Here is a 19,997-nt window from a genome sequence, read left to right on the forward strand (position 1 = left end):
CTGGGAGAGGGTTAGGGTGAGGGGAAATCGGTGCACTCCCCCCTCACCCCGGCCCTCTGTCCTGTACAGTCCAAGGGGGAGAGGGGGAAAATCCCCCTTCGTTTTCTGACCATTCGTCAACCCATTCCTCGATACCACCGACAAATTCAGGGTTTTATTGTATAATCAGGGCTATTTTCGGCGATTTGCCGTTTTACAGGCCTTTGCCTTTCGCACTGCACATTTGAGGATATATCCATGTCATTACCCCACTGCCCACAATGCAACTCCGAATACACCTACGAAGACAACGGCATGTTCATCTGCCCGGAGTGTGCGCATGAGTGGAACGACGCTGAGCCGGCGCACGACGCTGACGAGCTGATCGTTAAAGACGCTAACGGCAACCTGCTGGCCGATGGCGACAGCGTGACCGTCGTCAAAGACCTGAAGGTCAAAGGCAGCTCTTCGATGCTGAAAATCGGCACCAAAGTGAAGAACATCCGTCTTGTTGAAGGCGACCACAACATCGATTGCAAAATCGACGGTTTCGGCCCAATGAAGCTGAAATCCGAGTTTGTGAAAAAGAACTGATTGAGTTTGTTGCAGAGTATTGCCGGATGGCGCTTCGCTTATCCGGCCGACAAAATGCACGGCTCGTGGTAGGCCGGATAAGATGCGTAGCATCGCCATCCGGCAATATGCTCCCCGCCCCGCTTCGCCCCCTGAACCGACACGCACTACACTTAATGAGCACTTCTTACCTGAGGTAACGATCATGCCGTTAAGTCCCTATCTCGCCTTTTCCGGCAACTGCGCCGATGCCATTGCCTACTATCAGCAGGCGCTGGGTGCGGAGCTGCGCGCCAAAATCACCTTCGGTGAAATGCCGCCGTCCGCGATGGATGACGAGGGGGGCTGCCCCTCCGGCCAGCAGTTCCCCGACAGCGCCATCGCTCACGCCAGCGTCCACATTGCGGGCAGCGACATCATGATGAGCGACACCGCCGCGCCGGATGACCACGCCTATTCCGGCTTTACGCTGGTGCTCGACACCCAGGACGTCAAAGAGGGTAAGCACTGGTTCGACAACCTTGCCGCCAACGGCAAGGTTGAGATTCCGTGGCAAGAGACCTTCTGGGCGCACGGTTTCGGCCGCGTCATCGACAGATACGGCGTGCCGTGGATGATCAACGTCGTCAAACAGCAGGAACCCACCCTCTGATCCCCGGGAGGCCACGCCTCCCGTTTTGTCACGAAATTCTCGCTAATTCTTCATCGCCAGATCATCTCCCGTTAACCCAAATGTCACACGAGTTCGCCACGATAGGGCCACCTTTTTTGAGGGGTCCCAACATGCAAACGATTATTCGCGTTGAAAAACTCAACAAAACGTTCAACCAGCATCAGGTACTGCACGCCGTTGACCTGAACGTGCACGCCGGTGAGATGGTGGCTCTGCTTGGCCCGTCCGGCTCCGGCAAATCCACCCTTTTACGTCATCTGAGCGGCCTGATCGTGGGCGATAAAACGCCGGAATGTCGCATTGAGCTGCTGGGGAAAACCATCCAGCGGGCGGGTCGCCTGGCGCGCGACATCCGCCAGAGCCGCGCTCACACCGGCTACATCTTCCAGCAGTTCAACCTCGTAAACCGCCTGAGCGTGATGGAGAACGTGCTGATTGGCGCGCTCGGCAGCACGCCGTTCTGGCGCACCTGCTTTAGCTGGTTCACCCGCGAACAGAAGCAGCGCGCGTTACAAGCGTTAACGCGCGTGGGCATGGCGCACATGGCGCACCAGCGCGTGTCGACGCTTTCGGGCGGCCAGCAGCAGCGCGTGGCGATTGCCCGTGCGCTGATGCAGCAGGCGAAAGTGATCCTCGCCGACGAACCTATCGCCTCGCTGGACCCGGAATCCGCACGCATCGTGATGGACACGCTGCGCGACATTAACCAGACCGACGGCATCACCGTAGTGGTGACGCTGCATCAGGTCGACTATGCGCTGCGCTACTGCGAACGCATCGTCGCGCTGCGTCAGGGACACGTGTTCTACGACGGCAGCAGCCAGCAGTTTGATAACGAACGATTTGACCATCTCTACCGCAGCATTAATCGCGTCGAAGAGAACGCGCAGGCTGCTTAACGTCCCCACCATGAGGAATGGAAATGAGTTATAAAGCCGTTGCCGCGCTGGCTTTTACCAGCATGTTTAGCCTCAGCACCCTGTTAACGCCAGTACACGCGGAGGAACAGGAGAAAGCGCTGAACTTCGGCATTATTTCGACGGAATCACAGCAGAACTTAAAACCGCAATGGGAACCGTTCCTGAAGGACATGGAAAAGTCGCTGGGCGTAAAGGTTAACGCCTTCTTCGCACCGGACTACGCGGGGATTATCCAGGGGATGCGCTTTAACAAGGTCGATATCGCTTGGTACGGCAACCTCTCCGCCATGGAAGCGGTGGACCGCGCTAACGGTCAGGTATTCGCTCAGACCGTGGCCGCCGACGGCTCCCCTGGCTACTGGAGCGTGCTGATCGTCAACAAAGACAGCCCAATCAACAACCTCAACGACCTGCTCGCCAAGCGTAAAGAGCTGACCTTCGGCAACGGTGACCCGAACTCCACCTCCGGCTTCCTGGTCCCAGGCTACTACGTCTTCGCCAAAAACAACGCTTCCGCCAGCGACTTCAAGCGCACGGTCAACGCCAGCCATGAAACCAACGCCCTGGCCGTTGCCAACAAGCAGGTGGATGTCGCCACCAACAACACCGAAAACCTCGACAAGCTGAAGGTCTCCGCGCCGGACAAGCTGAAAGCGCTGAAGGTTATCTGGAAGTCACCGCTGATCCCAAGCGACCCAATCGTGTGGCGTAAAAACCTGTCTGAGTCCACCAAGGACAAGGTGTACAGCTTCTTTATGAACTACGGCAAAACGCCGGAAGAGAAGGCGGTGCTGGAACGTCTGGGCTGGGCACCGTTCCGCGCTTCCAGCGACCTGCAACTGCTGCCGATTCGCCAGCTGACGTTGTTTAAAGAGATGCAGGCCGTGAAGGGCAACGGCACGCTGAACGCCGACGAGAAGGCCAGTAAGACCGCCGAGATTCAGGCGCGTCTGAGCGACCTTGACCGTACCACGGCGGCGATTGGCGCGATGACGTCAGTCACCAAAGCGGTGCAGTAATGCTTTTCCCCCTCTCCCTCTGGGAGAGGGAACCAGATGGTAGGCCGGATAAGGCGCTTGCGCCGCCATCCGGCAATAACACTCGCACGGAGACCAACCATGCAACACACCATCACCGTTCCCCCGCCCAAGCGCAGTTGGTTCTCGCTGATCAGCTGGGCCATTCTGCTGGCGGTACTTGTCGTCTCCTGGAAAGGGGCGGAAATGAACCCGGTCACGCTGTTCAAAGACGCGGGCAACATGGCAACCTTCGCCGCCGACTTCTTCCCGCCGGACTTTAGCCTGTGGCAGGACTACCTCAAAGAGATGGCCGTCACCCTGCAAATCGCCGTCTGGGGCACCGCGCTGGCCGTCGTACTCTCCATTCCCTGCGGCCTGATGAGCGCCGAAAACCTGGTGCCGTGGTGGGTTTACCAACCGATGCGTCGCCTGATGGACGCCTGCCGCGCCATCAACGAAATGGTCTTCGCGATGCTGTTCGTGGTTGCCGTCGGCTTAGGCCCGTTTGCCGGGGTACTGGCGCTGTTTATTCACACCACCGGCGTGCTCTCCAAGCTGCTGTCCGAAGCGGTCGAAGCGATTGAACCCGGCCCTGTCGAAGGCATTCGCGCCACCGGGGCTAACAAAATCGAAGAGATCCTCTACGGCGTGCTGCCGCAGGTCATGCCGCTGTTAATTTCCTACTCGCTGTATCGCTTCGAGTCCAACGTCCGCTCCGCCACGGTGGTGGGAATGGTGGGCGCAGGCGGCATCGGCGTGACGCTGTGGGAAGCGATTCGCGGTTTCCAGTTCCAGCAAACCTGTGCGCTGATGGTGCTCATAATCCTCACCGTCAGCCTGCTGGATTTCCTTTCTCAGCGTTTGCGTAAGCACTTCATCTGATTAGCGAGGTCTTGTTGGCTATGCACTTGTCTACACATCCGACCAGTTATCCGACGCGTTATCAAGAGATTGCCGCTCGCCTGGAACAGGAGCTGCGCCAGAACTACCGCTGCGGTGACTATCTTCCCGCCGAGCACCAGCTGGCGGCACGCTTTGAAGTCAACCGCCATACGCTGCGTCGCGCCATCGACCAGTTGGTGGAGAAAGGCTGGGTCCAGCGCCGTCAGGGCGTGGGCGTCCTGGTATTGATGCGCCCGTTCGACTACCCGCTCAACGCCCAGGCGCGCTTTAGCCAGAACCTGCTCGACCAGGGCAGCCACCCCACCAGCGAAAAGCTGCTGTCGGTGCTGCGCCCGGCCTCCGGACACATTGCCGAGGCGCTGGGCGTTAGCGAGGGCGACAACGTGATTCACCTGCGCACCCTGCGGCGAGTCAACGGCGTGGCGCTGTGCCTGATAGACCACTACTTTGCCGATCTCAGCCTGTGGTCGACGTTACAAACCTTCAGCAACGGCTCGCTGCACGACTTTCTGCGCGAGCAGACCGGTATTGCGCTGAAGCGTAGTCAGACCCGCATCAGCGCGCGTCGGGCGCAGGCCAAAGAGAGCCAGCGCCTGGAGATCCCCAACATGGCGCCGCTGCTGTGCGTGCGCACCCTGAACCATCGTGAAGGCGATACGCAGGCGATGGAGTACTCCGTCAGCCTGACCCGCGCCGACATGATCGAATTTACTATGGAGCACTGAATGCACGACGAAACCGCTCGCCGCCAGCACTGGATGTCGGTGCTGTCCCACAGCGACCCCGCGCAGCTTGCGGCAAAAATGGTCGCCCTGAATGTCACCGCGGATTACGACACGATCCGTGCGGCAGAAACCGGCCTGGTGCAGCTTCAGGCCCGCATGGGCGGCACCGGCGAACGCTTTTTTACCGGCGACGCCACGCTGACCCGCGCCGCCGTTCGACTGCGCAACGGCACCGTCGGCTACGCCTGGACGCTGGGACGCGACAAGGCACACACCGAGCGCTGCGCGGTGATTGACGCCCTGATGCAGCAGCCAGCCCACTACCAAACCTTACTTGAAACCCTGATTACCCCGCTGGACGCAGACCGCGCGGCGCGCATTGCCGCCCGTCAGGCTGAAATCAACGCCAGCCGGGTCGACTTCTTCACCCTGGTTCGCGGAGATAACGCATGACCCTGGAAACCGCTTTTACCCTTCCCGTGCAGGACGCCCAGCACAGCTTCCGCCGCCTGCTTAAAGCCATGAGCGAACCCGGCACCATTGTCTCGTTGCATCAGCTCAAACACGGCTGGCAGCCGCTCAACGTCGCCACCACCAGCCTGCTGCTGACGTTGGCCGATAACGATACGCCGGTGTGGCTCTCTGACGCGTTGCATAACGATATTGTCAGCCAGAGCCTGCGTTTTCATACCAACGCTCCGCTGGTTGAACAGCCACAGCAGGCGACGTTCGCCGTCTCAAACCACACCATCAGCAGCGAGCAGCTTAACGCCCTGTGCGAAGGCAGCGCCGTCGCGCCAGAAACCAGCGCCACGCTGATTGTTCAGGTATCCAGCCTGAGCGGCGGCCGCATGCTGCGTCTGACCGGCGCGGGCATTGCCGAGGAGCGAATGATTGCTCCCCAACTGCCAAACTGCATTTTGCACGAGCTGACCGAACGCCCGCATCCGTTCCCGCTTGGCGTGGATTTGATCCTCACCTGCGGCGAGCGCCTGCTGGCTATTCCGCGCACCACTCACGTTGAGGTTTGCTGATATGTACGTTGCCGTCAAAGGGGGCGAAAAGGCGATAGCCGCCGCCCATCAGCTTCAGGAAAACCGACGCCGCGGCGATCGTGCACTGCCGGAACTCTCGGTCGCCCAGATTGAACAGCAGCTCAATCTGGCCGTGGATCGGGTGATGACCGAAGGCGGCATCGCCGACCGCGAACTGGCGGCGCTGGCGCTGAAGCAGGCCAGCGGCGATAACGTGGAAGCCATTTTCTTGCTGCGCGCCTACCGCACCACGCTGGCGAAGCTGGCGGTCAGCGAGCCGCTACAAACCGCCGACATGCGTCTGGAGCGCCGCATTTCCGCCGTCTATAAAGACGTGCCCGGCGGTCAGCTTCTCGGCCCAACCTACGATTACACCCACCGTCTGCTGGATTTCACGCTGTTAGCCAACGGCGAGGCTCCGCCCTTGAGCACTACCGACGCCGGACAGACGCCCGCGCCTCACGTCTTTAGCCTGCTGGCGAAACAGGGGCTGGCGAAAACGGAAGAGGATAACGGCGCAGCGCCGGACGACGTTACCCGCACGCCGCCGGTATACCCCTGCTCGCGATCGTCCCGCTTACAGCAGTTGATGCGCGGCGACGAAGGTTACCTGCTCGGTCTGGCCTACTCGACCCAGCGCGGCTACGGGCGCAACCACCCCTTCGCCGCCGAAATCCGCAGCGGCTATGTCGACGTTTCGATCATCCCCGAAGAGCTGGGTTTTGCCGTTAACGTCGGTGAACTGCTGGTAACAGAGTGCGAAATGGTGAACGGCTTCGTTGACCCCGCTGACGAACCGCCGCACTTCACCCGTGGCTACGGTCTGACGTTCGGCATGAGCGAGCGCAAGGCGATGGCGATGGCGCTGGTCGACCGCGCCCTCCAGGCCTCGGCGTACGGCGAAGAGGCGGTTGGCCCGGCGCAGGATGAAGAGTTCGTTCTCGCCCATGCCGATAACGTCGAAGCCGCCGGCTTCGTTTCGCATCTCAAACTCCCCCACTACGTCGATTTCCAGGCCGAGCTGGAACTGTTGAAACGCCTGCAACGGGAGCAGAAAAATGGCTAATCTCAGCGGCTATAACTTCGCTTATCTTGATGAGCAAACGAAACGAATGATCCGTCGCGCGATTCTGAAAGCGGTGGCGATTCCCGGCTATCAGGTGCCGTTCGGCGGCCGGGAAATGCCGATGCCCTACGGCTGGGGCACCGGCGGTATTCAGCTGACCGCCAGCGTCATTGGCGAGACGGACGTGCTAAAGGTGATCGACCAGGGCGCGGATGACACCACTAACGCCGTCTCCATCCGTCATTTCTTTCAACGCGTAACCGGCGTCAACACCACCGAGCGTACGGAAGAGGCAACGCTGATCCAGACGCGTCACCGGATCCCAGAGACGCCGCTGGCTGAAGATCAGATCCTGATCTTCCAGGTGCCGATCCCGGAGCCGCTGCGCTTTATTGAACCGCGCGAGACCGAAACCCGCACCATGCACGCGCTGGAAGAATACGGCGTGATGCAGGTCAAGCTGTATGAAGACATCGCCCGTTTTGGCCATATTGCTACCACCTACGCTTACCCGGTGAAGGTCAATGACCGCTATGTGATGGACCCGTCGCCCATTCCAAAATTCGATAACCCGAAGATGGACATGATGCCCGCCCTACAGCTGTTTGGCGCCGGGCGCGAGAAGCGAATCTACGCCGTACCGCCCTTCACCCGCGTAGAAAGCCTCGATTTTGATGACCATCCGTTTACCGTGCAGCGCTGGGACGAACCGTGCGCCATCTGCGGCTCCACCCACAGTTATCTCGATGAAGTGGTGCTCGATGACAGCGGCAAACGCATGTTTGTCTGCTCCGACACCGACTACTGCCGCCAACAGAGCGAGGCCAAACCCGCATGACGCAACCGTTACTTTCCGTTGATCGCCTGACCCATCTCTATGCGCCGGGCAAAGGCTTCAGCAACGTCTCGTTCGATCTGTGGCCGGGAGAAGTGCTGGGCATCGTCGGTGAATCGGGCTCCGGCAAAACCACGCTGCTGAAATCGATCTCCGCACGCCTGACGCCGCAGGCGGGGGAGATTCGCTATCAGGACCGATCGTTGTACGCGATGAGCGAGGCTGAACGCCGTCGCCTGCTTCGCACCGAGTGGGGCGTGGTGCACCAGCACCCAATGGATGGCCTGCGCCGTCAGGTGTCGGCGGGGGGCAATATTGGTGAACGGCTGATGGCCACCGGCGCGCGCCACTACGGCGACATTCGCGCCATCGCCCAGCGCTGGCTGAAGGAGGTAGAGATCCCGGCATCGCGCATTGACGATCTGCCCACCACCTTCTCCGGCGGTATGCAGCAGCGCCTGCAGATTGCCCGTAACCTGGTTACCCACCCGAAGCTGGTGTTTATGGACGAGCCGACCGGCGGGCTGGACGTGTCGGTACAGGCACGTCTGCTCGACCTGTTGCGCGGTCTGGTGGTAGAGCTGAACCTGGCGGTGGTGATTGTCACCCACGACCTGGGCGTCGCGCGCCTGCTCGCCGACCGTCTGCTGGTGATGAAGCAGGGTCAGGTGGTGGAAAGTGGGTTAACGGACCGGGTACTCGACGATCCACATCATCCCTATACCCAGCTGCTGGTGTCGTCGGTGTTGCAGAATTAATTATCGAGCAGCGCATTGCCGGATGGCGGCTGCGCCTTATCCGGCCTACGGGTCCGCATCGCTTGTAGGCCTGATAAGCAAAGCGCCATCAGGCAACAGGCCGTACAAATGTTAAAGAGGCAAAAATGAACGCGATCCGCGTCGAAAACGTCAGTAAAACCTTTGTTTTGCACCAACAGAACGGCGTCCAGTTGCCGGTTCTGCGTAACGCCTCTCTCACGGTGAATACCGGGGAGTGCGTGGTGCTGCACGGCCACTCCGGCAGCGGTAAATCCACTTTACTGCGTTCGCTGTACGCCAACTACCTACCGGACGAAGGCCATATCCATATCAAACACGGTGACGAATGGGTCGATCTGGTCAGCGCCCCGGCACGTCAGGTGGTGGAAGTTCGCAAAAACACCGTCGGCTGGGTCAGCCAGTTTCTACGCGTGATCCCACGAATCTCCACGCTGGAAGTGGTCATGCAGCCGCTGCTCAATACCGGCGTAGCACGCGACACCTGCGCCGCGAAAGCCGCCGGGCTGCTGACGCGATTGAACGTCCCCGAGCGCCTGTGGCACCTCGCACCGTCGACCTTTTCCGGCGGCGAGCAGCAGCGCGTCAACATCGCACGCGGCTTTATCGTCGACTACCCGATTCTGCTGCTCGACGAACCCACTGCCTCGCTGGACGCGAAAAACAGCGCAGCGGTGGTTAGCCTGATCAATGAAGCCAAAGCCCGCGGCGCAGCCATTGTGGGCATTTTCCACGACGAAGCCGTCCGCAACCAGGTCGCTGACCGCCTCCATCCAATGGGTACGCCTGCATGATTATCAATAACGTAAAGCTGGTGCTGGAAAACGACGTGGTTCACGGTTCCCTGGAAGTGCATGAGGGTAAAATCCGCGCCTTTGCTGAAAGCCAGAGCCGCCTGCCGGAAGCTCTGGACGGCGAGGGCGGCTGGCTGCTGCCGGGGTTAATTGAGCTGCATACCGATAATCTGGATAAATTCTTCACCCCACGCCCGAAGGTTGACTGGCCCGCACACTCGGCGATGAGCAGCCACGACGCGCTGATGGTCGCCAGCGGAATCACCACCGTACTGGACGCCGTGGCGATCGGCGACGTACGCGATGGCGGCGATCGTCTGGAAAACCTGGAAAAGATGATTAACGCCGTTGAAGAGACACAAAAGCGCGGCCTCAACCGTGCCGAGCATCGCCTGCACCTGCGCTGTGAACTGCCGCATCACACCACGCTGCCGCTGTTTGAAAAACTGGTTGGCCGCGAGCCAGTATCGCTGGTATCCCTGATGGACCACTCGCCCGGTCAACGCCAGTTTGCTAACCGGGAAAAGTACCGGGAATACTACCAAGGTAAGTACTCACTTACAAATGAACAGATGCGCCAGTACGAGGAAGAACAGCTGGCGCTCGCCGCCCGCTGGTCGCAGCCCAACCGCAGCGCCATTGCCGGGCTGTGCCGGGAGCGCCGGATTGCGCTGGCCAGCCACGATGACGCGACCCACGCACACGTCGTGGAATCGCATCAGCTCGGTAGCGTGATCGCCGAATTCCCGACCACGTTTGAAGCCGCCGAGGCCTCGCGTCGCCACGGCATGAACGTCCTGATGGGCGCGCCGAATATTGTGCGCGGCGGTTCGCACTCCGGCAACGTAGCGGCCCACGAACTGGCGCAGTTGGGCCTGCTGGATATCCTCTCCTCCGATTACTACCCGGCAAGCCTGCTGGACGCCGCCTTCCGCGTCGCCGATGACGAGCAGAACAGGTTTACGCTCCCGCAGGCTATCGCGCTGGTGAGTCAGAATCCGGCCCGCGCGCTGAATCTACACGATCGCGGCATCATTGGCGAAGGCAAACGCGCCGACCTGGTGCTGGCGCACCGCAAAGGCGAACACATTCATATCGACCACGTCTGGCGTCAGGGAAAAAGGGTGTTCTGATGAAAGGTAAACTGATCTGGTTAATGGGCCCATCGGGTTCCGGTAAAGACAGCCTGCTGGAAGTCCTTCGTCAGCAGGCGCATCCTCAGCTACTGGTCGCGCACCGCTATATCACCCGTCCGGCCAACGCGGGCTGCGAGAACCATATTGCGCTTAGCGAAGCGGAGTTTTTTACCCGCGCGGGGCATAACCTGCTGGCGCTGAGTTGGCACGCCAACGGCCTGTATTACGGCGTCGGCGTAGAAATTGACCTCTGGCTGCACGCGGGCTTCGACGTCATCGTCAACGGCTCGCGCGCGCACCTGGCGCAGGCAAAAGCCCGCTATGCCGATGCGCTGCTGCCGGTCTGTTTACAGGTGTCACCCGATATCCTACGCCAGCGCCTGCAGGCGCGTGGCCGGGAGAATGGCGCAGAGATTGCCGCTCGCCTGGAACGCGCCGCCCGCTATGCGCCACCCAACTGCCCTACGCTCAATAATGACGGCAGTTTGCTACAGTCAGTAGAGATTTTACTGACCCTGATGGGGCGCAAGGAGAGGGATCATGTCTGTCTGTGAGCTTCGCTATGCTACCTTTGACGATATTGACGACGTCTACGCGCTGATGTGCGAACTGAAGCAGGCCGAGTACTGTCGCGATGCCTTTGACACCGGTTTTGCCGCCAATCTTCAGAATCATCATTTGCACTACCAGCTGGCCCTGATCGACGATAGCGTCGTCGGCATGGTCAGCTTACATTTGCAGTTCCATCTGCATCACGCCAACTGGGTGGGTGAGATTCAGGAGCTGGTCGTCATGCCGCTGACGCGCGGCTCCGGCGTCGGCAGCCGCCTGCTGGCCTGGGCAGAGCAAACCGCGCGCGATGCGGGTGCGGAGATTTGCGAGCTCTCGACCAGCACTCGTCGCCTTGATGCGCACCGCTTTTATCAGCGCGAAGGCTACGCCCCCAGCCACGTTCGATTCACCAAAGCGTTATGAGGAAGCGGAATGAGTTTAACCCTCACTCTCAGCGGCACCGGCGGTGCGCAGGGCGTCCCGGCCTGGGGCTGTGATTGTGCCGCCTGCGCCCGCGCCAGGCGTGTGCCACAATACCGGCGCCGCGCGTGTAGCGGCGTGGTTCGCTTTAACGACGCGATCACCCTTCTCGACGCGGGTATACACGATCTTTGCGATCGCTGGCCCGCCGGATCGTTCCACCAGTTTTTGCTGACTCACTACCATATGGATCACGTCCAGGGGCTTTTCCCGCTGCGCTGGGGCGTGGGCAAGACGGTGCCAGTTTACGGGCCACCGGACGAGCAGGGCTGCGACGATCTCTTCAAACATCCCGGGCTGCTGGATTTCAGCCATACCGTCGCACCGTTTGTCGTGTTTGATTTACAGGGGTTGCAGGTGACGCCCGTCCCGCTGGAACACTCCAGGCTGACCTTTGGCTACCTGCTGGAAACGCCGCACAGCCGTATCGCCTGGCTCTCCGACACCGCAGGCCTACCGGAAAAAACGCTGACTTTTTTAAGCAACAACCGTCCGCAGGTTATGGTTATTGACTGTAGCCATGCGCCCTGTGAAACGCCGCCGCGCAACCATAGTGATTTAACCACGGTACTGGCGCTCAACGAACGCCTCCGCTGCCCGCGTATCATTCTCACCCACATCAGCCACCAGTTTGATGAATGGATGATGACGCATCGCCTGCCGCCGGGTATTGAACCCGGCTATGACGGCATGATGATTAACCTCGCCTAGCGGTCATCATCGTCCTCGAGACGTTGCTCTTCATCAGAAAGCTGTTGGCGTTCTCGATCGAGCTGCCGTTGACGATCGTCAAGCTGACGCCGCCGATCGTCCAACTGACGTCGACGATCGTGATACTGCTGACTGCTCTGTGAGGTCGAGCGACGATCGTCCCAGCCGCGATCGTCGCTATCCTCACGATCGCTCGCCGGGTTATAGGCATCGTTAATGGCTTGCTGAATATTGCCAATGGCATCGTCGATGATGTCGGCATGCGCCAACGGGCCGCTCAGCGACAGAGCGCAAAAAAGGGCTGCGGTCAGATAACGTTTCATAGAACCAGTCTCGTCGGGATACTGCCCTCAGACTAGGCTCCGGCGTAGAAGCTGTGTAGCGGAGGAATCTCAATTCGAAGGGGAATAATATTCTTTAAGAATTATTCAATCATTAAAATACAGAAAAGCTATTATTTATATTATTTCGCACAAATACCTTATTAAAAAAACGATCGCCCTCACATCCGCCTTTACGCAAAAAAAACAAATCGCTTTAGTATAGATCGCCATATCTAAGCATAAATTAATTCATTGGATTAATAATAAAATGGAGATTTATATGGGCAGCAAAAGATTATTTTCTTTCAGCCGAACCTGTCTTGCCATTACTCTGGCCAGCATATGCAGCCACGGTGCCTATGCGGTTGAATCGCCCCAGCCGGCAACATCGTTCACGCAGCAGGTTAATCAGCAGTATGTTAGCGCATTGCCGTTCAGCGACCGTCAGGATTTTGACGATGCGCAGCGCGGATTTATTGCGCCGCTGCTCAATCACGGTGAATTAAAAACGCCAGATGGCAAAACGTACTATCGCGCGGAAGATTACAAATTCGATCTCAACGCCACTGCGCCGGAAACCGTCAACCCGAGCCTCTGGCGTCAGGCGCAGCTCAACGGAATTTCCGGCCTGTTCAAAGTGACCGATCGCATGTATCAGGTACGCGGTCAGGATATCGCTAATATCACGTTTATCGAGGGCGATACCGGCATTATCGTCATCGACCCGCTGGTCACTCCCGCAACGGCCAAAGCCAGCCTCGATCTCTATTTCCAGCACCGCCCACAAAAGCCGATCGTCGCCGTTATCTATACCCACAGCCACACGGACCACTACGGCGGCATTAAGGGAATCGTCTCCGAAGCCGATGTCAAAGCGGGCAAAGTACAAATTATCGCCCCAGCCGGTCTGATGGCTGAAGCCATCAGTGAAAACGTGATGGCCGGCAATATCATGAGCCGCCGCGCGCTGTACTCGTATGGCCTGCTGCTGCCACGCAACGAACAAGGCAATATTGGTAACGGCCTGGGCGTCACGCTGGCGAGCGGTTACCCCACCATCATTGCCCCCACGGTGTCGATTAACAAAACCGGCGAGAAAAGAACGATCGACGGTCTGGAATTCGAATTCCTGATGACGCCGGGCAGCGAAGCGCCAGCGGAAATGCACTTCTATATCCCGGCGCTCAAAGCGCTGTGCACGGCGGAGAACGCGACCCACACGCTGCATAATTTCTATACCCTGCGCGGCGCGAAAACGCGCGATACCGGCAAATGGGCATCCTATCTGAATGAAACGTTGGATAAATGGGGCGGCCAGGCTGAAGTCCTGTTTATGCCGCACACCTGGCCGGTGTGGGGAAACCAGCAAATCAATGACTATATTGGTAAATATCGCGATACCATTAAGTATATTCACGACCAAACGCTGCACCTGGCCAATCAGGGCTACACGCTCAATGAGATCGGCGACAAGGTGAAACTGCCGACGCCGCTGGCCAATAACTGGGCCAGCCGCGGCTACTACGGTTCAGTCAGCCACAACGCCAGGGCGGTGTATAACTACTATCTCGGCTACTACGATGGCAACCCGGCAAACCTTCACCCCTACGGCCAGGTCGAGATGGGCAAACGCTACGTGCAGGCGCTGGGCGGCTCTGCTCATGCCATTAATCTTGCCCGCGACGCCTATCAACAGGGCGACTACCGCTGGGCAGCAGAACTGCTCAAGCAGGTTATTGCCGCCGACCCTGGCGACCAGATTGCCAAAAACCTGCAGGCCAATACCTTTGAACAGCTGGGTTACCAGGCAGAGTCTGCCACCTGGCGCGGCTTCTACCTGACCGGCGCAAAAGAGCTGCGCGAGGGCGTACGCAAGTTTAGCCACGGTACAACCGACTCGCCGGATACCATCAAAGGCATGACGGTCGAAATGTTATTTGACTATATGGCGGTGCGTCTGGATAGCAATAAAGCGGCAGGCAAAGACATTAGCCTGAACTTCAATCTGGGCAACAACGAGAATCTGAATCTGACGCTGAACAACAGCGTGCTCAACTACCGCCATACCCTGCAACCGAAGGCCGACGCCTCGTTTTATATCAGCCGGGACGATCTGCATGCGGTGCTCACGGGCCAGGCCAAAATGGCTGACCTGATCCAGGCGAAAAAAGTCAAAGCCATCGGCAATGCCGAGCAGCTTAACGCCATTTTTGCCTGCCTTGATAAATTTGAGCTGTGGGTCAATATCGTCACGCCAAATTAATAGCAAATAACCGGGTCAGCGGTATGATTACCGCTGACCACGGTTAAATTCACAATTTAAATAGATCTTTTTTTATAATTAAAATTATAAATAAGTTATAGATGCGGTGGCAAAATAAAATCCTTTTTCTCACCCTGCGAAAATAGCCATACTGTCGCTTTACGTTATTTCATATTCACTCCGGATATTGTTCGAAATACACAGGATGTATTTTATTATGCAAATCGTTAAATCCAGGGCCATCCGTTCGCTAATAAAAGGGGCCTGTTTCACGCCGCTCGTGATGCTCGCCGGGTGTTCATTGCCCCCCGCCATTCCGTTTATTGGCGCCTATTACCCCGGCTGGCTTCTGTGCATGATTGTCGGCGTTATTCTCACGCTGCTCTCCCGGCGAATTCTTTTACGTAAGCGTCACGCCCTGCCGTTGGCCGGCGTGGTTTATACCGCCCTCTTTGCCCTCTACTCCATGCTGTTCTGGCTGGTCTTTTTCTAATTTATATTGAGATGCGCTAATGGAAAGCACGCAGAAAAACGTTCCTCGTCGTAAAGCCCACGCGCTGGCGCTGGCCCTGCTCGCCCTCGTCGTGATGGTATTCGTTATCTGGCGCATGGAAACGTCGCCTTCCACTAACGATGCCTATGCATCCGCAGACACCATTGACGTGGTGCCCGAAGTCAGTGGCCGTATCGTTGAACTGGCGGTAGCAGATAACCAGCAGGTTAAGCAGGGAGACCTGCTGTTTCGGATAGACCCCCGGCCTTATGAAGCCAGCCTCGCCAAAGCAGAAGCCTCGCTGGCCGCGCTGGATAAACAAATTATGCTGACCCAGCGCAGCGTTGATGCCCAGAAATTTGCGGCCGGCTCCGTTGAAGCCACCGTAGCCAAAGCGCGCGCGGCGGCCAAACAGGCCAGCGATACGCTGAAGCGCACCGAACCGCTGCTGGCCCAGGGATTTGTTTCCGCCGAAGACGTCGACCGCGCCAGAACCGCCCAGCGCGCCAGCGAAGCCGATCTTAACGCCGTGCTGTTGCAAGCGCAGCAGGCCGCTAGCGCGGTGAGCGGTGTTGATGCGCTGGTCGCCCAGCGCGTCGCGGTGCAGGCCGATATTGCGCTGACTAAGCTGCACCTTGAGATGGCGACGGTTCGCGCACCGTTCGACGGCCGCGTGGTCTCGCTGAAAACCGCCATCGGCCAGTTCGCCTCGGCCATGAAGCCGGTCTTCACGCTGATTGATACCCGCCACTGGTATGTGATCGCCAACTTCCGAGAAACCGAGCTGAAAAATATCCGCCCAGGCACCCCCGCCACCGTACATCTGATGAGTGACAGCGGTAAAGCCTTCAGCGGTAAAGTAGACTCCATCGGCTACGGCGTGCTGCCCGACGATGGCGGTATAGTGATGGGCGGACTGCCGCGCGTTGCGCGCTCCATCAACTGGGTACGCGTGGCCCAGCGTTTCCCGGTGAAGATTATGGTCGACAAGCCAGACGCAGAGACGTTCCGCATCGGAGCCTCGGCGGTTGCCACGCTTGAGTCGCCATAATGAACATACTCTCCTACCTGCCGCTACCGTTGGTCAGGCTGCTGGCATTTTTCCGTGAGGAGCTGAGCGAGAAGCGGCCCGGGCGATTCACCCACACCATGCAGCTATGGGCGGGCTGTCTGCTGGTGGTGCTGATCTCCATGACCTTCGAGATCCCTTTTATGGCCATCTCGCTGGCGGTGCTGTTTTACGGCGTACAGTCGAACGCGTTTTACACTAAATTCGTCGCCGTGCTGTTCATCATGGCGACGGTACTGGAAATCGGCAGCCTGTTTCTTATCTACAAATGGTCGTACGGCTATCCGCTGGCACGCATGATTATCGCCAGCGCTATCCTGATCGGCTGCATGTTTATGATGCGCACCCATCGCCTGGGGCTGCTGTTCTTCGCCGTGGCAATCATCGCGGTCTATGGTCAGACGTTTCCCGGCATGCTCGATTACCCGGAAATTGTTGTACGCCTCACCCTCTGGTGCATTGTGGTTGGCCTGTATCCAACGCTGCTGATGGTACTGCTTGGCGTGCTCTGGTTTCCTCTGCGCGCCGGAAAGCAGATGCAGGAAGCGCTGTGTGCCAGGCTCGATGACGCGCTTGGCCATCTGGCAACGCCCGCCGCGCCGCTGGCGGAAAAATACGTCGAGCGGGAAGCGCTGGCGCTACAGAAGCTGAATGTCTTCTGTATGGCCGATGATGCCGACTGGAAGGCGCGCAGCGCCTGGTGGCAGTGCTGCGTCTCCACCGTGACCTTCCTGTATACCACGCTCAACCGCTACTCGGGCACCGCACCGCGTGCGCTCACCGACAGGCTAAGAGATGAAATGCTGTCGCTACGTCAGGCCATTGCCGCCGGTCAGTGCTGGCAGAGCCGCTGGACGCTCAGCGACGATGAGCACGCCATCGCCCGGCAATACGGCCTTGAGAACCTGTGCGAACAGCTACGTCTGCTGGGGCAGATGGATCCTGACACGCCGCCCACGCCCGCCGTGAAGCCACCATCCATGGCCGCAGATGCCTTCACGAATCCTCACTACATCTGCTATGCGCTGAAAACGCTGCTGGCCTGCATGATTTGCTATGTCTTTTACTCCGGCGTCGACTGGGAAGGGATCCACACCTGCATGCTGACCTGCGTGATTGTCGCCAACCCCAGCATCGGATCGTCGTATCAGAAAATGGCGCTACGCTTCGGCGGCGCAGTCTGCGGCGCTGTACTGGCGCTATTGGTCACCATTTTCATCATGCCGTGGCTGGATAACATCGCCGAGCTGCTGTGTCTGCTGGCCCCCATTTTCCTGTTCGGCGCATGGATCGCTACCGGATCGGAACGATCGTCCTATATCGGCACCCAGATGATCGTCACCTTTGCGCTGGCGACGGTCGAAAACGTCTTTGGCCCGGCTTACGATCTGACCGAAATACGCGATCGCGCCGTCGGTATTCTGATTGGCACCGCCGTTTCCGCCGTCGTGTATACCTTTGTCTGGCCGGAAAGCGAAGCCCAGGCTCTGCCGAAAAAGCTGGCCGCCGCACTGGGTATGCTTGGCAAAATGCTGCGTCTTCCGCAGCAGGAACCCGCGACCCAGCGCAGCTATTTACAGCTGCGCATCGGCTGCCATGCAGCCTTTAATGCCTGTGAAGAAATGGCCGAACGCGTCGCGCTGGAGCATCAGCTTGACGCCGACGCGCGAAGCGCGCTGCTGGCCAACAGCCGCGCCGTTATCGCCTGCGGTCGCGAGATCCTCTACCGCTGGGAGGGCGCTTCCGCTCCCGAGCCTCGGCTCGCCGAAGCCCTGGAGCACTACGCCGCAAGTCTGGAAAATGGCATCACGGCGTCGGTAGCCCCTTTTGAATATCCCCCTTCACTCGCCGCGCATGCCCAAGGCGTGATGCAGCAGATAGCCCATTTACCCGACTGGACTCACCGGGCGGCCCTTCCGGCCGGAAAACAGGCGCAAGGAACCCCATGACCATGATCCGTTCTCTTTCTCCTTTACTCCTTTGCAGTCTGCTTGCGAGCACGACGGTGCTCTCAGGCTGCGCGCTGATCCGCGAAGATGCCTCGCCGCATCAGCAGCTGGCGCCGGAGCAAATCAAACTGGCCGATGACATCCACCTGGCCAGTAGCGGCTGGCCGCAGGCGCAGTGGTGGCGGCAGTTTAACGACCCACAGCTGGCGGCGCTGATAGACAAAACGCTCTCCGGTTCCCACACCCTTACTGAAGCTAGGCTGCGTGAAGAACAAGCGCAGTCTCAGGCCGAACTGCTGGAGGGCGGCTCGCAGCTGCAAATGGCGGCACTAGGCATGATTAACCGCCAGCGAGCCTCCGCCAACGGCTTTCTTGGCCCCTATGCGCTGGATGCGCCGAAGCTTGGTATGGATGGCCCATACTACACGCAGGCCACCGTTGGCCTGGTCGCCGGGCTGAATCTCGATCTGTGGGGCGAGCACCGTTCGGCCGTCGCAGCGGCCATCGGCGCGCAAAACGCGGCCGTCGCAGAAACTGCCGCCGTCGAACTGTCGCTTTCGGTGGCCGTCGCGCAGCTGTACTACAGCATGCAGGCCAGCTATCAGATGCTCGACCTGCTGGAGCAAACCCGCGATGTGATTGATTACGCGGTACGAGCGCATCAGAGCAAAGTGGCCCAGGGGCTGGAAGCGAAGGTGCCGTATCACGGCGCACGGGCGCAGATGCTGGCCGTCGATAAGCAAATCGCCGCAGCCAAAGGCCAGCTCAAAGAGACGCGCGAATCGCTACGCGCGCTGGTGGGCGCGGGGGCCGATACGCGGTTAGACATCAAGCCAACGGCGCTGCCACAGGTACAGACGGGGATCCCGGCAACGCTCTCCTACCAACTGCTCGCTCGCCGGCCGGATCTTCAGGCCATGCGCTGGTACGTGCAGGCCTCGCTCGATCGGGTCGATGCCGCGCGGGCCCTATTCTACCCCAGCTTCGATATCAAAATGTTCTTCGGCCTTGATGCGATTCATATCAACGATCTGTTTAAGGGGACCAGCCGACAAATTAACTTTATCCCCGGCCTGCGCCTGCCGCTGTTTGACGGCGGTCGCCTCAACGCCAACCTGAAAAACACCCGTGCCGCCAGCAACATGATGATAGAACGCTACAACCAGTCGGTACTGAATGCGGTGCGCGATGTCGCCATTAACGGTACCCGTCTGCAAACGCTCAACGACGAGCGGATGATGCAGGCCGAACGGGTAGATGCCACCCGCTATACCCAGAGCGCCGCCGAAGCCGCTTTTGGCCGCGGTCTCGGCAGCCGCCTGCAGGCAACCGAAGCGCGTCTGCCGGTGCTTGCCGAGCAGATGTCACTGCTGATAATCGATACCCAACGCGTGATTCAGAGCATCCAGCTGATCAAATCGCTGGGCGGCGGCTATCAGGCCGCCCCCGGCGAGTAGGCCTGATAAGCCTAGCGCCATCAGGTAGCTGGCGCAGGTTGCCGGGTGGCGGCTTCGCCTTATCCGCCCTACAGGTCTCAGGCCCGTCAGGCAGTCCCCGCCGCGTGATTACCGTCACGCGGCTTTTCCCTTCGACACGTCAAATATGACGACAGCCTGTTTTTCGTCAGGGTTTTGCCCAGAAATCACCCGTATTATCAGGGAATGCCCACAATAAAAAAGTGGCATAAAAGATGCATACTGAGGGCGACAGCGCGTATGCGCGAT

At 59.0% G+C, this 19,997-nt stretch carries 22 protein-coding genes; 21 read left to right on the plus strand and 1 reads right to left on the minus strand.

The features are described from left to right. Positions 1 to 237: 237 nt before the first annotated feature. The 16 genes from H7R56_RS22570 to phnP all read left to right on the plus strand — a co-directional run bounded on the left by H7R56_RS22570 (position 238) and on the right by phnP (position 12,176). A complete protein-coding gene (locus H7R56_RS22570; protein ID WP_106928464.1) occupies positions 238 to 573 on the plus strand; it encodes a zinc ribbon domain-containing protein YjdM in 336 nt (111 codons plus the stop codon). A gap of 184 nt (positions 574 to 757) precedes the next feature. After that, the gene (gene yjdN, locus H7R56_RS22575) at positions 758 to 1,204 is read left to right on the plus strand and encodes a VOC family metalloprotein YjdN (RefSeq protein ID WP_106928466.1); all 447 of its coding nucleotides are present in this window, start codon (positions 758 to 760) and stop codon (positions 1,202 to 1,204) included. A gap of 131 nt (positions 1,205 to 1,335) precedes the next feature. Further along, the gene (gene phnC / locus H7R56_RS22580) at positions 1,336 to 2,124 is read left to right on the plus strand and encodes a phosphonate ABC transporter ATP-binding protein (RefSeq protein WP_106928468.1); all 789 of its coding nucleotides are present in this window, start codon (positions 1,336 to 1,338) and stop codon (positions 2,122 to 2,124) included. Between the two features lie 23 nt (positions 2,125 to 2,147). After that, the gene (gene phnD, locus H7R56_RS22585) at positions 2,148 to 3,164 is read left to right on the plus strand and encodes a phosphonate ABC transporter substrate-binding protein (protein WP_106928470.1); all 1,017 of its coding nucleotides are present in this window, start codon (positions 2,148 to 2,150) and stop codon (positions 3,162 to 3,164) included. Between the two features lie 99 nt (positions 3,165 to 3,263). Further along, positions 3,264 to 4,046 (plus strand): phosphonate ABC transporter, permease protein PhnE, encoded by a 783-nt coding sequence (gene phnE / locus H7R56_RS22590; protein WP_106928472.1) that lies wholly within the window; start codon positions 3,264 to 3,266, stop codon positions 4,044 to 4,046. Positions 4,047 to 4,066: 20 nt separating this feature from the next. Continuing rightward, positions 4,067 to 4,792, plus strand: coding sequence for a phosphonate metabolism transcriptional regulator PhnF (phnF, locus tag H7R56_RS22595; protein WP_106928474.1), 726 nt, complete (start codon positions 4,067 to 4,069; stop codon positions 4,790 to 4,792). Next, entirely contained in the window at positions 4,793 to 5,245 is a 453-nt protein-coding gene (phnG, locus tag H7R56_RS22600) for a phosphonate C-P lyase system protein PhnG (RefSeq protein WP_106928476.1), read from the plus strand. Continuing rightward, positions 5,242 to 5,826, plus strand: a complete 585-nt coding sequence (gene phnH, locus H7R56_RS22605; RefSeq protein ID WP_106928478.1) for a phosphonate C-P lyase system protein PhnH — start codon at positions 5,242 to 5,244, stop codon at positions 5,824 to 5,826. Before phnG ends, phnH begins: the two co-directional genes overlap by 4 nt. Before the next feature lies 1 nt (position 5,827). Then, positions 5,828 to 6,892, plus strand: coding sequence for a carbon-phosphorus lyase complex subunit (locus tag H7R56_RS22610; RefSeq protein WP_106928480.1), 1,065 nt, complete (start codon positions 5,828 to 5,830; stop codon positions 6,890 to 6,892). Next, positions 6,885 to 7,730 (plus strand): alpha-D-ribose 1-methylphosphonate 5-phosphate C-P-lyase PhnJ, encoded by an 846-nt coding sequence (gene phnJ, locus H7R56_RS22615; RefSeq protein WP_106928482.1) that lies wholly within the window; start codon positions 6,885 to 6,887, stop codon positions 7,728 to 7,730. The genes H7R56_RS22610 and phnJ overlap by 8 nt, the downstream gene beginning before the upstream one ends. Continuing rightward, a complete protein-coding gene (gene phnK / locus H7R56_RS22620; RefSeq protein WP_182928428.1) occupies positions 7,727 to 8,485 on the plus strand; it encodes a phosphonate C-P lyase system protein PhnK in 759 nt (252 codons plus the stop codon). Before phnJ ends, phnK begins: the two co-directional genes overlap by 4 nt. 125 nt (positions 8,486 to 8,610) lie before the next feature. After that, positions 8,611 to 9,297, plus strand: coding sequence for a phosphonate C-P lyase system protein PhnL (gene phnL, locus H7R56_RS22625; protein WP_106928486.1), 687 nt, complete (start codon positions 8,611 to 8,613; stop codon positions 9,295 to 9,297). Further along, positions 9,294 to 10,430 carry an alpha-D-ribose 1-methylphosphonate 5-triphosphate diphosphatase gene (gene phnM, locus H7R56_RS22630; RefSeq protein ID WP_106928488.1) on the plus strand — a complete coding sequence of 379 codons (1,137 nt, stop codon included), beginning with the start codon at positions 9,294 to 9,296 and terminating at the stop codon, positions 10,428 to 10,430. The genes phnL and phnM overlap by 4 nt, the downstream gene beginning before the upstream one ends. After that, entirely contained in the window at positions 10,430 to 10,987 is a 558-nt protein-coding gene (gene phnN / locus H7R56_RS22635; RefSeq protein ID WP_106928490.1) for a ribose 1,5-bisphosphokinase, read from the plus strand. Before phnM ends, phnN begins: the two co-directional genes overlap by 1 nt. Further along, complete coding sequence (gene phnO, locus H7R56_RS22640) at positions 10,974 to 11,408, plus strand: aminoalkylphosphonate N-acetyltransferase (RefSeq protein WP_106928492.1); 435 nt, start codon at positions 10,974 to 10,976, stop codon at positions 11,406 to 11,408. Before phnN ends, phnO begins: the two co-directional genes overlap by 14 nt. A 9-nt stretch (positions 11,409 to 11,417) precedes the next feature. Continuing rightward, positions 11,418 to 12,176, plus strand: a complete 759-nt coding sequence (gene phnP, locus H7R56_RS22645) for a phosphonate metabolism protein PhnP (protein WP_106928494.1) — start codon at positions 11,418 to 11,420, stop codon at positions 12,174 to 12,176. On the opposite strand, the gene yjdP is transcribed toward phnP, so the two are convergent. Beyond that, positions 12,173 to 12,499 (minus strand): DDRRRQL repeat protein YjdP, encoded by a 327-nt coding sequence (yjdP, locus tag H7R56_RS22650; RefSeq protein WP_106928496.1) that lies wholly within the window; start codon positions 12,497 to 12,499, stop codon positions 12,173 to 12,175. The genes phnP and yjdP overlap by 4 nt on opposite strands. Before the next feature lie 280 nt (positions 12,500 to 12,779). On the opposite strand from yjdP, the gene H7R56_RS22655 reads away from it, so the two are divergent. The 5 genes from H7R56_RS22655 (at position 12,780) to H7R56_RS22675 (ending at position 19,730) form a co-directional block, all read left to right on the plus strand. Beyond that, complete coding sequence (locus H7R56_RS22655) at positions 12,780 to 14,762, plus strand: alkyl/aryl-sulfatase (protein WP_106928498.1); 1,983 nt, start codon at positions 12,780 to 12,782, stop codon at positions 14,760 to 14,762. Positions 14,763 to 14,979: 217 nt separating this feature from the next. Next, complete coding sequence (locus H7R56_RS22660) at positions 14,980 to 15,255, plus strand: YtcA family lipoprotein (protein ID WP_106928649.1); 276 nt, start codon at positions 14,980 to 14,982, stop codon at positions 15,253 to 15,255. Positions 15,256 to 15,274: 19 nt separating this feature from the next. After that, positions 15,275 to 16,306: a multidrug transporter subunit MdtN gene (mdtN, locus tag H7R56_RS22665; RefSeq protein WP_106928500.1), complete on the plus strand. Its 1,032-nt coding sequence runs from the start codon at positions 15,275 to 15,277 to the stop codon at positions 16,304 to 16,306. Then, the gene (gene mdtO / locus H7R56_RS22670) at positions 16,306 to 18,273 is read left to right on the plus strand and encodes a multidrug efflux transporter permease subunit MdtO (protein WP_182928429.1); all 1,968 of its coding nucleotides are present in this window, start codon (positions 16,306 to 16,308) and stop codon (positions 18,271 to 18,273) included. The genes mdtN and mdtO overlap by 1 nt, the downstream gene beginning before the upstream one ends. A 2-nt stretch (positions 18,274 to 18,275) precedes the next feature. Continuing rightward, a complete protein-coding gene (locus H7R56_RS22675) occupies positions 18,276 to 19,730 on the plus strand; it encodes an MdtP family multidrug efflux transporter outer membrane subunit (protein WP_106928651.1) in 1,455 nt (484 codons plus the stop codon). Positions 19,731 to 19,997 lie beyond the last annotated feature (267 nt).

Source organism: Klebsiella sp. WP3-W18-ESBL-02, assembly GCF_014168815.1.
In the GTDB taxonomy this organism is placed as follows: Bacteria; Pseudomonadota; Gammaproteobacteria; order Enterobacterales; family Enterobacteriaceae; genus Kluyvera; species Kluyvera ascorbata_B.

What these genes read in the sequence shown, in the direction of transcription:
- phnJ (WP_106928482.1), top strand. Translation starts at nt 6,885, where the DNA reads ATGGCTAATCTCAGCGGCTATAACTTCGCTTATCTTGATGAGCAAACG.
- mdtO (WP_182928429.1), top strand. Translation starts at nt 16,306, where the DNA reads ATGAACATACTCTCCTACCTGCCGCTACCGTTGGTCAGGCTGCTGGCA.
- phnK (WP_182928428.1), top strand. Translation starts at nt 7,727, where the DNA reads ATGACGCAACCGTTACTTTCCGTTGATCGCCTGACCCATCTCTATGCG.
- mdtN (WP_106928500.1), top strand. Translation starts at nt 15,275, where the DNA reads ATGGAAAGCACGCAGAAAAACGTTCCTCGTCGTAAAGCCCACGCGCTG.
- yjdP (WP_106928496.1), bottom strand. Translation starts at nt 12,499, where the DNA reads ATGAAACGTTATCTGACCGCAGCCCTTTTTTGCGCTCTGTCGCTGAGC.
- phnN (WP_106928490.1), top strand. Translation starts at nt 10,430, where the DNA reads ATGAAAGGTAAACTGATCTGGTTAATGGGCCCATCGGGTTCCGGTAAA.
- H7R56_RS22610 (WP_106928480.1), top strand. Translation starts at nt 5,828, where the DNA reads ATGTACGTTGCCGTCAAAGGGGGCGAAAAGGCGATAGCCGCCGCCCAT.
- H7R56_RS22675 (WP_106928651.1), top strand. Translation starts at nt 18,276, where the DNA reads ATGATCCGTTCTCTTTCTCCTTTACTCCTTTGCAGTCTGCTTGCGAGC.
- phnL (WP_106928486.1), top strand. Translation starts at nt 8,611, where the DNA reads ATGAACGCGATCCGCGTCGAAAACGTCAGTAAAACCTTTGTTTTGCAC.
- phnH (WP_106928478.1), top strand. Translation starts at nt 5,242, where the DNA reads ATGACCCTGGAAACCGCTTTTACCCTTCCCGTGCAGGACGCCCAGCAC.
- phnP (WP_106928494.1), top strand. Translation starts at nt 11,418, where the DNA reads ATGAGTTTAACCCTCACTCTCAGCGGCACCGGCGGTGCGCAGGGCGTC.
- H7R56_RS22570 (WP_106928464.1), top strand. Translation starts at nt 238, where the DNA reads ATGTCATTACCCCACTGCCCACAATGCAACTCCGAATACACCTACGAA.
- phnG (WP_106928476.1), top strand. Translation starts at nt 4,793, where the DNA reads ATGCACGACGAAACCGCTCGCCGCCAGCACTGGATGTCGGTGCTGTCC.
- H7R56_RS22660 (WP_106928649.1), top strand. Translation starts at nt 14,980, where the DNA reads ATGCAAATCGTTAAATCCAGGGCCATCCGTTCGCTAATAAAAGGGGCC.
- yjdN (WP_106928466.1), top strand. Translation starts at nt 758, where the DNA reads ATGCCGTTAAGTCCCTATCTCGCCTTTTCCGGCAACTGCGCCGATGCC.
- phnC (WP_106928468.1), top strand. Translation starts at nt 1,336, where the DNA reads ATGCAAACGATTATTCGCGTTGAAAAACTCAACAAAACGTTCAACCAG.
- phnF (WP_106928474.1), top strand. Translation starts at nt 4,067, where the DNA reads ATGCACTTGTCTACACATCCGACCAGTTATCCGACGCGTTATCAAGAG.
- phnE (WP_106928472.1), top strand. Translation starts at nt 3,264, where the DNA reads ATGCAACACACCATCACCGTTCCCCCGCCCAAGCGCAGTTGGTTCTCG.
- phnD (WP_106928470.1), top strand. Translation starts at nt 2,148, where the DNA reads ATGAGTTATAAAGCCGTTGCCGCGCTGGCTTTTACCAGCATGTTTAGC.
- phnM (WP_106928488.1), top strand. Translation starts at nt 9,294, where the DNA reads ATGATTATCAATAACGTAAAGCTGGTGCTGGAAAACGACGTGGTTCAC.
- H7R56_RS22655 (WP_106928498.1), top strand. Translation starts at nt 12,780, where the DNA reads ATGGGCAGCAAAAGATTATTTTCTTTCAGCCGAACCTGTCTTGCCATT.
- phnO (WP_106928492.1), top strand. Translation starts at nt 10,974, where the DNA reads ATGTCTGTCTGTGAGCTTCGCTATGCTACCTTTGACGATATTGACGAC.